This window comes from Paenibacillus ginsengarvi, assembly GCF_003626695.1.
Classification (GTDB): Bacteria; Bacillota; Bacilli; order Paenibacillales; family NBRC-103111; genus Paenibacillus_AB; species Paenibacillus_AB ginsengarvi.
Map to the genome: position 1 here is coordinate 15146 of NZ_RBAH01000026.1, position 14794 is coordinate 29939.

13 protein-coding genes are annotated in these 14794 nt (G+C 58.8%); all 13 read right to left on the reverse strand.

Going from position 1 to position 14794, the window contains the following annotated elements; translation table 11 throughout:
- Nucleotides 1–229: 229 nt before the first annotated feature.
- Nucleotides 230–1507 (reverse strand): MFS transporter, encoded by a 1278-nt coding sequence (locus D7M11_RS27695; RefSeq protein ID WP_120750515.1) that lies wholly within the window; start codon nt 1505–1507, stop codon nt 230–232.
- A 313-nt stretch (nt 1508–1820) separates the two neighbouring features.
- Nucleotides 1821–2315, reverse strand: a complete 495-nt coding sequence (locus tag D7M11_RS27700; protein WP_205127124.1) for a hypothetical protein — start codon at nt 2313–2315, stop codon at nt 1821–1823.
- Nucleotides 2316–2835: 520 nt separating this feature from the next.
- Nucleotides 2836–4026: an aminotransferase class I/II-fold pyridoxal phosphate-dependent enzyme gene (locus tag D7M11_RS27705; protein WP_120750517.1), complete on the reverse strand. Its 1191-nt coding sequence runs from the start codon at nt 4024–4026 to the stop codon at nt 2836–2838.
- Between the two features lie 78 nt (nt 4027–4104).
- The gene (locus D7M11_RS27710) at nt 4105–5247 is read right to left on the reverse strand and encodes a site-2 protease family protein (RefSeq protein ID WP_120750518.1); all 1143 of its coding nucleotides are present in this window, start codon (nt 5245–5247) and stop codon (nt 4105–4107) included.
- 30 nt (nt 5248–5277) lie between these two features.
- Nucleotides 5278–5652: an arsenate reductase family protein gene (locus D7M11_RS27715; protein ID WP_120750519.1), complete on the reverse strand. Its 375-nt coding sequence runs from the start codon at nt 5650–5652 to the stop codon at nt 5278–5280.
- Between the two features lie 320 nt (nt 5653–5972).
- Entirely contained in the window at nt 5973–6935 is a 963-nt protein-coding gene (locus tag D7M11_RS27720) for an RluA family pseudouridine synthase (protein ID WP_120750520.1), read from the reverse strand.
- On the reverse strand, nt 6932–7504 hold the full coding sequence (locus D7M11_RS27725) for a cob(I)yrinic acid a,c-diamide adenosyltransferase (protein ID WP_120750521.1): 573 nt from the start codon (nt 7502–7504) through the stop codon (nt 6932–6934). The genes D7M11_RS27720 and D7M11_RS27725 overlap by 4 nt, the downstream gene beginning before the upstream one ends.
- Nucleotides 7501–10233 carry a cobyric acid synthase gene (locus D7M11_RS27730; RefSeq protein WP_120750522.1) on the reverse strand — a complete coding sequence of 911 codons (2733 nt, stop codon included), beginning with the start codon at nt 10231–10233 and terminating at the stop codon, nt 7501–7503. The genes D7M11_RS27725 and D7M11_RS27730 overlap by 4 nt, the downstream gene beginning before the upstream one ends.
- Before the next feature lie 20 nt (nt 10234–10253).
- Complete coding sequence (gene cobS, locus D7M11_RS27735; RefSeq protein ID WP_120750523.1) at nt 10254–11069, reverse strand: adenosylcobinamide-GDP ribazoletransferase; 816 nt, start codon at nt 11067–11069, stop codon at nt 10254–10256.
- Complete coding sequence (cbiB, locus tag D7M11_RS27740) at nt 11042–12031, reverse strand: adenosylcobinamide-phosphate synthase CbiB (protein WP_120750524.1); 990 nt, start codon at nt 12029–12031, stop codon at nt 11042–11044. Before cbiB ends, cobS begins: the two co-directional genes overlap by 28 nt.
- 111 nt (nt 12032–12142) lie before the next feature.
- Nucleotides 12143–12700 carry a bifunctional adenosylcobinamide kinase/adenosylcobinamide-phosphate guanylyltransferase gene (gene cobU, locus D7M11_RS27745; protein WP_120750525.1) on the reverse strand — a complete coding sequence of 186 codons (558 nt, stop codon included), beginning with the start codon at nt 12698–12700 and terminating at the stop codon, nt 12143–12145.
- Nucleotides 12701–12741: 41 nt separating this feature from the next.
- Nucleotides 12742–13812 (reverse strand): nicotinate-nucleotide--dimethylbenzimidazole phosphoribosyltransferase, encoded by a 1071-nt coding sequence (gene cobT / locus D7M11_RS27750; RefSeq protein ID WP_120750526.1) that lies wholly within the window; start codon nt 13810–13812, stop codon nt 12742–12744.
- A 152-nt stretch (nt 13813–13964) separates the two neighbouring features.
- Complete coding sequence (locus D7M11_RS27755) at nt 13965–14792, reverse strand: heme ABC transporter ATP-binding protein (protein WP_120750527.1); 828 nt, start codon at nt 14790–14792, stop codon at nt 13965–13967.
- Nucleotides 14793–14794 lie beyond the last annotated feature (2 nt).

Sequence of the window (14794 nt, forward strand, 5' to 3'; positions counted from 1 at the left end):
CCGTTCGTTTTGCTTCGTCATCATTGTTATAGCTATAGATCGGTTTATGAACCGCATCGGATAAGGATTGCCATGAATCGCTACGAAAAGTATGCGCTTACATTATATGATTAGAGATGCATCTGTACGCAAACGTTATCCTTCTATTGTACCCGCTTCGCGTTATGGCGTAAAGAGCCGGCAGGCATTCCATCATTTCAATGGCAAGGAAAACGGCTCGTAGCGGCGGTTAACCGCTCTTCTGCGTATTTTTGTAAAGCAGCGAGATGAGGAAAGAAACCACCAGCAGCAGGAGAGGAACGACGCAGATCAAATAGCGGAACGTGCTCTCTGGATCGGGACCGGGATTGTCCCCGCTTTGATAGCCGAATATCATCCCCACGATCCAGAAAGCTATGGCGGAGATGAGACCGCTTGACCGGGTAATAAAACCGCCGACGGCGGTGTAGATACCCTCTCTTCTGCGCCCGGTCGCTTCATAATCGCGATCGATAATTTGGCCGGTGACGACGGGCGGCGTGACGAGAAAACCGGCGAGCCCGAAGCCGGCCGATATGCCCGCGGCGATTCCCGCGCCGAGACTTCCGGCGAACCATAGCGGAATGACGGACAGCCCGTATACGGCCAGCGACAGCCTCCAGCCTCGTACGCCGCCGATTTTGCGCACGATCCAGAACCAGACGGCGACCAGCGGAATAACGGAAACGAACACGGAGGCGAGCAGGATTGATACTTGCGCCTCGGTGATGCGCAGCACATATTTGCCGTAGAACGGGATGATCGAGCTCAGCAAGCCGTTGACGGTTTGGGCGAACGAATTGGCGATGTTAAAAATCCAGAACGGCTTGTTCTTAAGCGTTTCCCGGAAAGCATGAACCAGCTTCAGCGGCGCTTCGCCTTTCTCCTCCTCGCGCTCCTTCACGGAGAACATGCACAGCAGCATGAAGACGGCAAAAACGGCGGCGAATACAAGCGCCATCTTGCCGAAACCGATCGCCGCGAATAAAATCGGCGTCAGAACGGAGGCGATCAGAATAGCGGCAATCTGAAACGCTTGCTGAATGGCGGAAGCTTTGGCCCTTAGCCTGTCGCCGCGGAACAGCTCCGGGAACAAGGCGCCGTAGTTGACCCACAGGATGGTGGCGATGCCTTCGAACAAGATGAGCGCTACAAGAAACCAGACGAACAGACTCGAACCGGAAAGCCCGCCGGGAGGGGCAAAAACCATGACGAACGCAGCCATAAAAAGCGGAATCGCCGCATAAATCCACGGCTTTCGTCTGCCCCAGCGGGTTCTCGTGTTGTCGGACAAATAACCGAACATCGGGTTGTTGACCGCATCCCAGATCAGGTAAATCGTCCGGGCGAGCGTTGCGAGACCGACGCCCAGTCCCAGCTTCTCGACGTAATAATAGCTGTAAAACGCGCTGAACGCCTGACTCGGCACCATCATCGCAAACATACCGAGCGCAAACATAACCGGGGAGTTGACGAACTTCCGGCGCATTCGCTTCCTCTCCTTCTTTTCGAACGAGTTGGCGTTACCCGTGTATACGCTTACAGACAAAAAGAAGCTTCATGTCTTATTTCCATTATTATACAAACTGCAATCAAACGACGTCAACAAGAATCGGGAATGTATCGTTAAACCCCTTAACCGTCGGTATCGTTAAACATATGCGGCATCAAGCAAAACATACGCTCTCTGCGGCAAAAAAACGCGCACCCGTTCTTGGCGCGCGCTTTGGCAGCTGTAGCGTGATTGCTCAAAACATACCGAACGATCCCGGAAATCGGAAGCGGATATGCCACAGGCCCGGCTACTCCTGGAATACTTGGGCGGCGATTACGACCATCGGCTGCTGGGCAAGCGGTGAACCGATCCAGATCGGTTCGTTAATATCCGCAGGGACGCTGAAATGGAAAAAGCGGAACTCGCCTCCGGTCTGATTCATGTAAAGCAGCTCGTAGCTCCCTTTCGCGAAAGTTCGCTTCGCTTCCGACAGCGGCGACGGCTCCCGCACCTTCGGCGTTTCGAATTCCTCGCGATTTTTGCGCAGCTTTTCTGCGACCGATAACGGAAACACATACTCATCCCGCTGCTGCTTATCCGCCTCGGCGATCGCTTCGTTCATATCGTCCACAAGCTGCTGCGCCCTGACGAGAAAATCGACGGCTCCCTTCAAATCCCTTTGGCTTCGGGCAGCCTCGCTGTTTTTCAGCAGCGCCTCGACTTTCTCGTTATAATCGACGATGTCGGCCTCGAGCAGCGTCGGGTCCATCACCTTCGTCATACGCAGCATCGCCTCGTTCAACCGCCTGGAAACGCTATCGGCTGCATTATGCAGCAGCTCAACGATCCCGCCGTCGGTCGACAGCTTCTCGAATGCAGCATGGAGGCCATATGCGGCTGGTAGGGCAAGGGTGTTTTCGGCATAGACGAATTATCGTTGCGCTCAAGGCTCCCGGCCTTGAGCGACCGTCCCGGACGTTCCATCCCAGTCACTACAATTCCCCTTCCATGTCAAGATCACGTTCTCTCTCCCATTTTAATCCACCCTGTTGCCGATTTCTTGCGGCGTCACTCCCGAAAAGCAGCGGCCTCCTTGTCTCATCGTGTCGACTTCAACCGTTTTCAATTTCGGATACAAAAAAACACCCCAAAAAGGAACGTACGTTCGTCCTCTTTTCAGAGTGCTTGTTGTACGAAAGCTAGTGAAAGGATTAGGTAAAAAAGAGACGCTTCGTATCCGGCACTTTTGCAACAAGGTGGTAACTTGCCGCTTAAGAACACCGTAGCGAAATGTACCAAAACCTTTTATTTGTATCCGGCCTTTACTGGCTTCTCTGGCTATTTTCGCACAAAAAGCGGCCGATCCGGCTTACGGCTTCCTTCAGCCGGTCTTCCTCCTGAACAAGTGCGATGCGGACATAACCTTCGCCTTGCTCGCCAAAAGCGTCTCCCGGAATTACGACAACGCCGGCGGAAAGCAGCATTTCCCGGGAAATTTGTCGAGATGTCCAGCCTGGAGGAATCGGCGCCCAGATGAACATTGTCGCTTTCGGTTTCCGCACCTCCCAGCCGAATGAACGCAGTCCATCTACTACAAGATCTCTCCTTCGTTCATAAACAGAGGCGACCTCCCAGCCCGATCCGGCCATCTGGTCTTCCAATGCCACTATTCCCGCTTCCTGCACGGCCGAAAAGACACCGTAATCGATGTTCGATTTGAGCGTCCGCAGCGCTCCAACCGCCTCCTCGTTGCCGACCATAAAAGCAATCCGGCAGCCTGCCATATTGAAGCTTTTCGACAGCGAATGAAATTCGACGGCGATTTGTTTTGCGCCGGGAACTTCCAGCACGCTTCGCGGCCGAAATCCGTCGAACGCCATCTCCGAATAAGCGACATCATGAACGATCAGCAGCTCGTGCGTTCGGGCATATTCGACTAGACGCTCGAAAAAATCCAGATCCGCTACTGCCGCGAGCGGATTGCTCGGATAATTGAGCAGAATGAATCTGGCCGCCGCAGCCGTCTCCGCGGGAATTTGCTCCAATCGGGGCAAAAAGCCGTTTTCTTCCCGCAGCGGCAGCAAATAGGGCTTGACCCCGGCAAGCGTCAAGCTGGCAGAATAGATCGGATACCCCGGATCGGGAACGATGGCTACATCGCCCGGATCGGCTACCGCCATCGCGAGGTGGGCCAGCCCGTCTTGAGAGCCCATAAGTGTCGTGATCTCCCGCTGCGGATCGAGCTGCACGCTGAACCGGTATTCATACCAGCGAGCTACGGCGCTGCGGAAAGCAAGGCTTCCCTCCGAAGACGGATAGCCGTAATGGGTCGGATTGCGGACTGCTGCCGCGAGCGTATCCATCACACGCTGCGACGGCGGACGGTCGGGGCTGCCGATGCCAAGATCGATAATATCCAATCCGCGGGCTTCCGCCTCCCGCCTCCACTCCGCCACTTCCGTAAAAATAGCCGACCCCAGATGCTGAAGCCGGCTTGAACCGATTCGTTTCATTCCATTCCCTCACCTTGACGGCGGCGGGTGCGTATGCCAACTGATTCCCGCATCCCGCTCCTTCACGCCATTAATCGTTTACTCTCTTAAAGAGCGAAAAAATCCTCCCTGCTCGTTCATCAGCAGCTGCACCAGATCAAGCATGATGAACAGAAAAATCGCCAACGCGCCATAGCTGATACCGAATTTCCAGCGGATGCGGTCTTCGACCTCGTAATAATGTTCATTCTCGAACGGCTCGTAATCGACCTGATACCGGAGAACGACGACCTTCGGCGTTTGCCTCCAGCGCCTTTCGACCTTCGTGCTGATGATCGAGCGGATCAATCCTTGCTCCTGCATTTTCACCTTGTGGACGACATCGGCTTCCTCCCACTCGATCTCGATCCATTGCTTGCCGTCCAAATCCGAGTACGTGCGGAACGGGAGAGGCTCCCGCTCGCGGAAGGGAATAAGCATCCAGTTCTCGCCGGGGATCTGATCGAAGGGTACTTCGATTTTCCCCCAGAACGAATATTCCGCAGCCTTTCCCCGGTGGACGATATATTTCGAAAATAAATCCCACACGAACAGCGCCCATAACAGGAAAAACAAAAACGAGCGCAAAAAGATGACTGCAAACAAACCGCCGGCTGCCCCGGCAACCCACAGCCAGCGCGTAACCGACGAGGCAATGCGTCCTCCGTCAAGCGGATGAATCGGCAGCAAGTTGATCAGATTGAGCGTAAAACCGATATAAGCGACTGCATACAGTACCGGATGGTTCGTAATCAGCCCGATCAGGAATGCTACGAACGCTCCGATCGTGCCGACAAGCGGGCCTCCCATCGCGATATACGCCTCGGTTGCCGCATCGCGCGGATTGCGCTTCATCATAATAAGCGCGCCGAGAAACGGGATGAAGAACGGGGCTGTCACCGGTATTCCCTTTTGCCGGGCGGCCGCGACATGACCGAGTTCGTGAACGAGCACCATAACCGTCACGCCAAGCGCGAATTCCCATTGATAAAACCACATGTAGATGGCCGTCGCCACCGCTACGGAAAGCAGCGCGCCGCTTTTTTTACCGAGCCGCAAAAATTGCAGCAGCGTTTTTACACCCGCTATCGAAAACATGCTGACCGATCCCGGCAGCCATCTTCCGCCGCCGTTCGGTTTGGTTTGCCGTTGCTTCAGGTAGGCCGCCCCCTTCTTTTCTCTATTCCCTCGCCGGTACCGCAATTCCAGGCGTACGACCGTCGATCCTGCTGCTTAACCGCGACCCCATACCCGCTCGTATTCTTCCTCTTTATAACCAACTGTAACCTTCTGCCCGTCGTACACGATCGGACGTTTAATCAGCCTTCCGTTCGAGGCAAGCAGCTTGATCATGTCCTGTTCGTTCATACCGGGCAGCTTATCCTTGAGCTGCATTTCCTTATAAACTTCGCCGGATGTATTGAAGAACTTTTTGAGCGGCAGCCCGCTCTTGGCGATCATTTCCGCGAGGCGTTCCTCGGAAGGCGGCGTTTCGAAAATATTGACGACTTCGTCCGGCTTCACGCCTTTGCGCTCGAGCGATTTCATCGCATCCCGGCACGTTCCGCATTTCGGGTACAAGTAGACGGATAAGGTTGTTTCTTTCATGGCGTTTCTCTCCTTCTATCCGGACCCCCATGTCCGTCCGTACATTCAGACTTTCATTATACATGAAAACCCCTCACAAAAAAGTGCCAGGCTTCACAAAAACGAGGGATTTCATGGATAAAATGTGGCAATTCATGAAACAGTAGTGGGGCGCACGTGATGCAAAAATGTTATAACAAAAACGGCGGCCGTGCTGGCCGCCGCTTTGCTCGCAGCCGCTATGGCGGCCGGTTGCGGGTCGGGCTCCGCCGTCAGACAGCAGCTCGACCGGCGGGACGACACGCAGAAACGAAAAAGGCATCAAAGCATAGCGGCAGCCTTCATTCGCACAAACGCTGCCTAAGCCGATCGAGCAGCCCGCTCATATCCGCGGGAAGCGGCGCTTCGAACGATACCGGGTGACGGTCCAGCGGATGAGCAAAAGCGAGCATAAACGCATGGAGTGCCTGGCGTCCCAGGGAAACACCTCCGACAGTTTTTACGCTGCCGTTTTCCCCGTCTATCCGGTCCTCGCCGGTGCCATACATCGAATCGCCGACCAGCGGGTGTCCGATATCCTTCATATGGACCCGAATTTGGTGCGTGCGCCCTGTCTCCAGCCGGAGCCTTACGAGCGATGCTTCCGTTCCGAAGCGCTCGATCGTTTCATAGTGGGTGACCGACCGGTATCCTCCCGGTGTAACGATGCGCACATGCGGCGATTCCGGGTCCCGGTCGATCGGAGCGTCGATCGTCCCCGCATCCCGTTCCACCCGTCCGCGTACGACGGCGAGATACGACTTCTCCACACCGCCCGCCTGCATCTGCTCGGAAATATGCTGATGCGCGTACGGATTTTTGGCGATGCAGAGTACGCCCGACGTCTCCTGGTCGAGCCGGTGAACGGGCCGGAAGCGAATCTTCTCCCCGCGCGCAAGCCAGTGATAGACGACCGCATTGGCGAGCGTGTTCACATAATGGCCGTGCGTCGGATGAACGATCATGCCCGCCGGCTTGTTTACGATCAGAAGGTGCCGATCCTCGTGCAAAATATGAAGCGGCAGCTCCTGCGGCAAAATATCCTCCGACTCCTCCTCCGCCATCCGGATTTCCACAACGTCTCCAGCTTTGACGCGGGAGGAGGTATATCTTCGTTCGCCGCTAACCGTAATGCCTTCCGGGGTCAGCTTCAGCCTGGACAACAGCTTGCGGGACAACTGCATCCGGTCGCGCAAAATCGTCTTCAGCATCGCGCCGTCCTCTTCCGGCGGAACTACATAAGTAAGCGGCTCGTAGTAGTTCATTTCGATTTGCGCCGGAACACTTCGGGGCTGCGGGCGTATTCGACGTCCGGCACTCCTTCCCGGTGATTGGCCGTCCGGGCGACCGTGAAGAAGAAGTCGGACAGCCGGTTCAAATAACGGCGCACCTCTTCGTTGATTTCCGTCTGCTTCGACAGCGTGACGACGCGACGCTCCGCCCGCCGGCACACCGTGCGGCAAACGTGCAGCAGCGAAGAAACGGTCGTTCCGCCCGGCAGGCAGAATCGGGTAATATCCGGCGTTTCCGCATCGTATTTGTCGATCCACGTTTCCAGCCGGTCGACGAGATCCGCCGTAACTTTGTAAGGACGAAGCTCCGGCTTCAGCAGGGCGAGGTCGGAGCCGCAATCAAACAGCTCGTGCTGGATCGTTTGCAGATCGTCCCTCAGATCGGCGAGCTTTTCGTTTTGCATCAGGCTGATCGCCTGACCCAGAAAGCAGTTCAGCTCATCCGTCGTGCCGTATGCTTCAACCCGCGCATCGTCTTTGTCGACGCGCCCTCCGATTACGCCGGTTTGCCCTTTGTCTCCCGTTCTCGTATAAATTCTCATTTGCCGTTTCCCCTTTCCCGATTCGATTGTATCATCGCATAAATGCGTTCCATATCCAAATGCCGCCTTACATGATCGGCCAGCCGGTCGAACGCCGCCTCGCGCTTGCGCATGAACCGCAGCTCTCCGGCCGCAGGCTCCCAGCCTTTGCCGGTGCGGATATCGTTGATCCAGGCCCGGCGCAGCTCGTCGTTGTGCAAAATGCCGTGCACGTACGTCCCCCATACTTGGCCGTTCTCCGCTATCGCGCCGTCGGCATGATACGACCCCGGTTCGTCCGGCGCATCGTGAATGCGGATGCGAAGCGGCTGCTCGACCTGTTCACGGAATACAGTTCGCCCCATATGAATCTCATACCCTTCTACGGCGAGCGTGCCGCAGCCCGGCCACCGCACCGATCCGGATACCCGCTCGGTCCGCTTATCCGGCGTAAACGTCGTCTCCGCCGGGAACAGGCCGATACCCGGCAGCTCCGCCGTATCGGATTCGATTCGCTCCGGATCGAGCAGCGTCTGCCCCAACATCTGGTAGCCGGCACATATGCCGAGAAGCGCTCCGCCTCCCGCTACATGGCTGTGGATGCAGGCTTCCAGCCCGCTCTCGCGAACGAATTTCAAATCGTCGACCGTATTTTTGCTGCCCGGCAGGATGACCGCATCCGGCTCGCCCCATTCGGAAACGGAGGTTACATAACGGACATGAACATCGGGCTCCTCAAACAGCGGGTCGAAGTCGGTAAAGTTCGACAGCCGCGGCAGCCGCACCACGGCAATATCGACCTGGTTGTCGTGCTTCGGCCCGGACGGCCGTTTCGCGTCGAGCGAGGCCGAATCCTCGTCCTCCAGTCCGACATCCGGCAAGTATGGAATGACGCCGAGCACCGGCTTGCCGGTCCGCTGCTCCAGCCAATCGAGCCCCGGCGTCAGCAGCGAGACATCCCCGCGAAACTTGTTAATGATAAAACCTTTGACGCGATCCCGTTCCTCGGGCGTCAAAATGTCCAGGGTGCCGACGAGCGACGCGAATACGCCGCCCCGGTCGATGTCGGCGATCAGCAGGACGGGAGCGTCCGCCCAGCCGGCCAGGCGCATGTTGACGATGTCGCGGTCCTTCAGGTTCACCTCGGCCGGGCTTCCCGCGCCTTCGATCACAACGACGTCGTACCGCGTCCGAAGCCGCTTCAGCGCATCCTTGACGATATGCTCGGCTTCGCCGAGATATTTTTCCCGGTACGATCTCGCGTCGTAATCGCGCAGCGGTTTGCCATGGACGACGACCTGGGACACCATGTCCTTTTTCGGCTTCAGCAAAATCGGGTTCATGTCGGTCGTCGCCGGTATGCGACACGCATCCGCCTGCATCCCTTGCGCCCTGCCGATCTCTTTCCCGTCGGGAGTTACATACGAGTTGAGCGACATGTTTTGCGACTTGAACGGGACGACCCTACGCCCGTCTTGAAGCAGGATGCGGCACAGCGCCGTTGTCAAAATGCTTTTCCCGGCATCGGATGACGTGCCTTGGAACATGATCGTCGGCGCCAGCATCTCGCCTTCGCCGGCTCGCTGCGGTTCCTCGGCCGCCGGACGTTCGCCCTCTGTGACCGCTATGCGGACCGCGGACTCGTCCGACGGCAACGCTTGGCTCTCTGCTCGCAGCTCGGCCAGCGATTCGCGGAGCCGCGCGGCCATTTCTTCATTTTGCTCCCGCAGCCGCACCGCGACACGGAAGTACGAGGCATCCAGACCCGGAAACAGCGACGCGTCGCGAACAAGCACACCTTTCTCGCCCATCCGCCGCTGCAACTCCTTTACGCCGAAGCCGGAGCGCTCCGGAATCGCCGCCAGCAGAAAGTTCGCGTCACTCGGATAAACGCGAAGCCCCAGCGATTGCAGCGTCTGAGTCAGCCGCGGCCGCTCCTCCGCGAGCCAGCGGCGCGTGCGCTCCGCATACGCCTCCTCGGCAAAAACTGCCTCTCCGATCCATTGGGCGATCGCATTGACGCTCCACGGCACCTGCAAATCGGCCAGCCTGCGTATTTCATCCGGATGCGCCACCATGAAGCCGAGCCGGATGCCGGGAATAGCGAAAAATTTCGTCATCGAGCGGATGACGTACAGCTGTTTCGTTTCGGCGGCAAGCCGAATCAGGCTGACCGATTGCTCCGCCGGGGTAAAATCGACGAACGCCTCGTCGACGACAAGCGGAACGCCGTCCCGCACAAGCCGTCTGAGCAGCCCGACGTCGGCAAGCCGGCCGGTCGGATTGTTCGGATGGCCGAGGACGAGCAGATCGGCCTTGGCGGCCGCCTCCCGCAGCGGCTCCTCGCGAAGCGCGAAGCCGTCCGCCTCCGCGAGCGGGATATCGACGATATCGCCGCCGATCTTCAGCACCGCCTCCTCATATTCGGAGAACGACGGCCGGGCCAGTCCTACTTTGTGCGGCTTCAGCGCCCGTACCGACAAATCGATCAGTTCGGCCGCACCGTTGCCTACGAGAACGCTCTCCTCGGGGATCCCGTAAAAAGCGGCTATCGTCCGCCTCAGGCTCCGTACAGCCGGGTCCGGATACCGGGCCAACTCCCGCCACTTCTCGGCAAGCAGCTTGCCGACAATGTCCGGCGGACCGAACGGATTCATATTTGAGCTAAAATCGAGAAACTGGCCGGACGGCTTGCCGAACATCGCTTCCGCCGTCGTCAAGTCTCCGCCGTGCCCATACCGCTCCAACATGTCGCTTCCTCCTCTGTTCCTTACCCATTTGCGCCGGCTGCAACAACCGCCGCCAACAGCACCGCGCATTCGAGCAGCTCGACCAGCGCCCCGTACGTATCGCCGGTAAGTCCGCCCAACTTACGCGCCATTCCGCGGGCGAGCACATAACCGATCGCGCCGGTCAAGATAGTCAGCCCAGCGCTGTACGCGATCGCTTCCAGCCAGCCAAACCCCGACATCCACATGACGATCCAAGTAACGGCAGCAGCCCATACGGTAGCCCATGCCGCCTCCGAACGAGTCACCGCCTTGAACAAGCTGCCCAACCCTTGCCCTTCCCGCGCATAAGGCCAGCCCGCAATAGCGATTACGATAAACGAGCGGCCCCACACCGGAGCGACGATCAGCAAGGCGAGGTAGCCGCCCGAATACGGGAGCAGCGTCGCGAGCAGCGAAAATTTCATCAGCAGAAGCAAAACGCCGGCAATAACGCCCATCGCTCCGACGCGGCTGTCCTTCATAATTTCCAGCATTCTTTCCCGAGAGCGGTGGCTGAGCAAGCCGTCCGCCGTATCCATCAGACCGTCCAGGTGGAGCGCGCCGGACAGCGCCACCCAGACGCCGAGCGCCAGCACGGAAGCGGGGGCAGCCGGGAGAACCTGCGCCAGCAGCCAGCCCGCGGCCGTTACGAGCACACCGATGACGCCGCCGACGACCGGGTAATACACCGTGCTTCGCCGGCACAAATCGTCCGAGAAATCGAGCCGGACCGGAATCGGGATTCGCGTCAAAAATTGAAACGCCGCCGCGCACGCTTGCAGCCCGGTCACCAGACGAGAGCGAAAATCGCGCATAAGAGTCCTCCTGCCGCCAAATAACTTACGCCGTAACAAATCCGGATCGTGAGCAAAATATCGTCCCGGCGCCGTTCGCGCAGCGGCCAGCCCATTCGGGCCCGGTCGCTGACGACCTCGCCGTAACGGTTCAAGCCGCCAAGCTCGATGCCGATGGCTCCCGCCGTCGCCGATTCGGGAATGCCGCTGTTCGGACTCGGATGCAGCGAGGCGAAGCGGAATATCGCCCGGACCGCTCTTTTCGCGCTGAGTCCTCGTCCGAATAAGCAAACGATCACGATCATAAGCCCGGTCAGCCTTGCCGGAATGTAGTTCAGCACATCGTCGAGACGGGCGGAGGCCCATCCGAAATGCCGGTATTTGTCGTTTTTGTACCCGACCATCGAGTCGAGCGTATTCGCCGCCCGGTACAGTATCGCCAGCGGCGCTCCTCCGAGCAGCGCGAACACGATCGGCGATACGAACGCATCGACCGTATTTTCCGCCACCGTTTCGACCGTGGCCCGGACAATTTCCGGCTCGTCGAGACTTTCCGTATCTCGGCCGACGATGTAGCCGACATATTTGCGCGCATCCAGCAAATGACCTTCGGCCAGCGGACGGTAAACGAGCATCGCCGCATCCCTCAGCCCTTTGACGGCAAGCGTGGTCGAGATGAACCAAATATTCGCTGCGTAACCGAGCCACGGGTGCACCCACCGGCAGACTAGCAAGATCGCGAGCATAACGGAAAAAGCCGCCCCTATCGTAAGGACGGTGAGCATAACACCCGTCAGCTTGATGCGCACCGGGGAGCGCGCCGCAGCCGTTTCCCCTCGCCGGAGCAGCTTTTCCAGCCGCTTGATGAGCCGCCCGATCCATATGACCGGATGAGTCGGCCAGCGCGGATCGCCGACGATCCAATCGACGGCGATGGCGGCCAGCGCCATCCACGCCGTTTCTTGCAGGCTATACAGCAACAACCACGTTTCCCCTCCCCTGCGGCAGCGCCCTGCCCAAGGCAAGGCAAATCTTAGCCAGGCTAATTGTATATGTTAAGAAGGATTGCGAAATCCCGTATGTGTGACCGTTAGCTACTCGAACCGAAACGCCAGCCGTTTCAGCTCGACCGGGATGCCGCTTGTCACGAGAAACACCTCGCCGCACGTTTGCGCGATGCGTTGGTTCATCCGTCCCGCCAAGTCGCGGTACACCCGGCCCAGCTTGTACTCGGGCACGATGCCGCTGCCGACCTCGTTCGTGACGAGCAGCACATCCCCCTCGTAGCTGCGAACCGCTTCGGCGAGCTTTTCGATTTGTGCGCTCACGCGCTCTTCCATATCCGGCTCCTGCTCGTAGCGAAGCACCCAGTTGGAGAGCCATAAGGTCAAGCAGTCGATCAGCACCGCTTCGCCCGGCTCCGGCTTATGGCCGTTCAGCCAGTCCGCGATATGGAGCGGTTCCTCCACCGTTGTCCAGGGAAACCCCGATTCGTCCCGCCGCTGTTTGTGCAAAGCGAGCCGGGCCGCCATTTCGTCGTCAAACGGCTGCGCACTGGCGATATAAACGCCGCGGCGGCCGAGATGAATCGCGTATCGTTCCGCAAACGAGCTTTTCCCGCTTCTGGCGCCACCGGTTAACAAGATCCGCATGTCGTCGCTCCCTTCCGGGTGTGGATTCGTATTCCGTTTCCCTACTCCGTTTCCTTCCCGGACACGCCCGCGCTCTCGAACGTCGCCATCTCGTTCATCAGCTTCATGGAAGCCTCCACGATCGGGAACGTCATGACCGCTCCGGTCCCTTCGCCGAGGCGCATGTCCATTTGCAAAATCGGCCTTAGCCCGAGATGTTCCATCAGCAGCCGGTGCCCCCGCTCGTGGGACAAATGCGACGGCAGCATGAAGCCTTTCGCGACCGGAGCGATACGCGAAGCGACCAGCGCCGCTACGGACGATATAAAGCCGTCCACGACAACCGGACAGCGGTTCGCCGCTGCTCCGAGAATGACGCCGACAAGGCCGGCTATTTCGTACCCGCCAACTTTCGCCAGCACGTCCAGCGGATCGTCCGCATCCGGACGATTAACGCGCAGCGCCCGGCCGATGACGTCCCGCTTGCGGCGGAGCGTCTCGTCGCCGATGCCCGTCCCACGGCCGACGGCCGATTCGATGTCCGCACCGGTCAGCGCCGTCAGCAGCGCCGAGCTCGGCGTCGTGTTGCCGATGCCCATCTCGCCCGTGGCGAACAGCCGGTACCCGCGGTCGACCAAGCTTTCCACCGTTTCGATGCCGATTCCGATCGCTTGCACCGCTTCTTCGCGTGTCATAGCCGGTCCGACCGCGATGTTGCCCGTCCCTCTTCCGACCTTCCGCACGAGCAGATCCGGATGCCCGATATCGCTGTTCACTCCGATGTCGACACATACGACGTCAGCGCCAACATGTCTCGCCAGCACGTTTACCGCCGCCCCGCCGTTCAAAAAGTTAAGCACCATCTGCGGGGTTACTTCGGCCGGAAACGCGCTGACCCCTTCCTCGCAAACGCCATGATCTCCCGCCATAACGACAACCGCCTTGCGGGACAGATCGGGATTCAAAACGCCGGTAATGCCGGCGATTTGCCGCGCAATCTCCTCCAGCCGGCCCAGGCTGCCCGGCGGCTTCGTTAACCGATCGATTTGCCGCTCGGCGTTTTGCATCGCTAATTCGTCAAGTCCGGCAATGCGCCGGAGCGTCTGTTCCAGTCTCGATTGTTCGATTTCCATGCTGCATTCCTCCACTCGACTATTTTACTACGAAAAGGGGCACGCGTCTCCCGCCATCCATTCCATCCCGCAAGGCCGCTTCAGAGGCGATGCCCAGCCGCCTTTACCATCTTGACCGTCCTCCATCTGCCCCACTCCTGCGAAAGCTCCGACTAAACGTTCGCCTTCTCAGCCAGGCTGACCGCTTCCTCTCTCAGCGAAAGAGCTGCCCCCGGCTGCAGCAGCAGTTGAGGAGCGCCCGTCACCGGATGCGCCGTCACGATCGGCTCCGTTTCGTATACTTCCAAAATGAGCTCGCGATCGAGCACCTCCCACGGGGTGCCGAGCCGCGCAATCCGCCCGCGATGGATGAGCAGCAGCCGGTCGCAATACTGCGCCGCCAAATTCAGATCGTGCAGAACGGCCACGACGGTGAGCTTCTGCTCTTCCTGCCAGCGGCGAACCGTATCCATCATCTGCATCTGGTAGCCGATATCGAGATACGTCGTCGGCTCGTCCAGCAGCAGCAGCCTTGGCTGCTGCGCCATGACTTTGCCGAGCGCCACGCGCTGCCGTTCGCCGCCGCTCAGATGCTCGAGCGTCCGCTCCGCGAACGGCGTCAGACGCAGCTCGGCCAAGATGTCGTCGATCAAGCCGGAGCTGTCTTCAGGCTCGTCGCCGAGCCAATTTTGAAACGGATACCGCCCCATCTCCAGCACCTCACGCACCGTAAAACCGACCGGCGGCAGAGCGTCCTGCTGGAGAACGGCGAGCCACTTGGCGAGCTCCTTGCGGGGATAAGCCCGGATCGGCTTTCCGCCGAGACGAATATCGCCGGAATCGGCGTGCTCCACGCCGGACAACATTTTCAGCAGCGTCGATTTGCCGCTTCCGTTCGGCCCGATAATGCCCAGCGTTTCGCCCTCGCTTGCGGAGAACGAAATCTCGTTCAGCACGCTTTTGGCGTCGAATGATTTCGACAAGCCGCTCACTTCGATCATAC

Bases quoted from the DNA above. Each gene is read 5' to 3' on its own strand.
- D7M11_RS27720 (WP_120750520.1), bottom strand. From the start codon at position 6,935: ATGAACTACTACGAGCCGCTTACTTATGTAGTTCCGCCGGAAGAGGAC.
- D7M11_RS27695 (WP_120750515.1), bottom strand. From the start codon at position 1,507: ATGCGCCGGAAGTTCGTCAACTCCCCGGTTATGTTTGCGCTCGGTATG.
- D7M11_RS27725 (WP_120750521.1), bottom strand. From the start codon at position 7,504: ATGAGAATTTATACGAGAACGGGAGACAAAGGGCAAACCGGCGTAATC.
- D7M11_RS27730 (WP_120750522.1), bottom strand. From the start codon at position 10,233: ATGTTGGAGCGGTATGGGCACGGCGGAGACTTGACGACGGCGGAAGCG.
- D7M11_RS27705 (WP_120750517.1), bottom strand. From the start codon at position 4,026: ATGAAACGAATCGGTTCAAGCCGGCTTCAGCATCTGGGGTCGGCTATT.
- cobS (WP_120750523.1), bottom strand. From the start codon at position 11,069: ATGCGCGATTTTCGCTCTCGTCTGGTGACCGGGCTGCAAGCGTGCGCG.
- cobU (WP_120750525.1), bottom strand. From the start codon at position 12,700: ATGCGGATCTTGTTAACCGGTGGCGCCAGAAGCGGGAAAAGCTCGTTT.
- cobT (WP_120750526.1), bottom strand. From the start codon at position 13,812: ATGGAAATCGAACAATCGAGACTGGAACAGACGCTCCGGCGCATTGCC.
- D7M11_RS27715 (WP_120750519.1), bottom strand. From the start codon at position 5,652: ATGAAAGAAACAACCTTATCCGTCTACTTGTACCCGAAATGCGGAACG.
- D7M11_RS27755 (WP_120750527.1), bottom strand. From the start codon at position 14,792: ATGATCGAAGTGAGCGGCTTGTCGAAATCATTCGACGCCAAAAGCGTG.